The organism is Streptomyces sp. DH37 (genome assembly GCF_029813835.1).
In the GTDB taxonomy this organism is placed as follows: Bacteria; Actinomycetota; Actinomycetes; order Streptomycetales; family Streptomycetaceae; genus Streptomyces.
In genome coordinates, this window is the sequence record NZ_JARVKV010000169.1 from 1 (window position 1) to 484 (window position 484).

A 484-nucleotide genomic window follows, 5' to 3' on the forward strand; every position below is an offset into this window, starting at 1 on the left:
AGCCCGGGGACGACTGGGAGCAGACCCTCACCCTGCGGCTGCGCGGCTACGACCCGGTGCCGGTCGGCACCGGAGGCGGTGTGGAGCTGGAGCAGTACGCCTACGGCTCCCAGCAGTCCGAGGAGCACCGCGACAGGAGCCGGGGGCTGGGCGTGACCGCCGCCGCCGGGCCGCAGGCCCGTTTCGGTTCGGAGGTCGAGGAGGCCGGGGAAGCCGGGTCGGGGGACCACGCAGAGGGCCACGACGGCCACCACGCGGGGCGGCCGGGCGGCCGGGAGCAGGCCGAGCTCCACGGCGACGCGATGTGGCACCGCTCGACGGCGACGTCCTCGGCCTCGGGGGACATCCACATCGCGCGGGTCACCTACGACGGCCCCACTCCCACGTACCGCATGACCCCGGTCTTCGAGGTGACCGTGGACCGCTGGAAGGGGCGGCGGCGGACACAGCACAGGGGCCTGCTGAGCGTCGCCCACGCGATGAG

Annotated in this window: 1 protein-coding gene; it reads left to right on the plus strand. The window is 75.0% G+C overall.

Annotated elements, in window-relative coordinates:
- Positions 1 to 484 (plus strand): hypothetical protein (locus tag QC029_RS30510; RefSeq protein WP_279559081.1); only part of this gene is annotated, 484 nt, incomplete at both ends.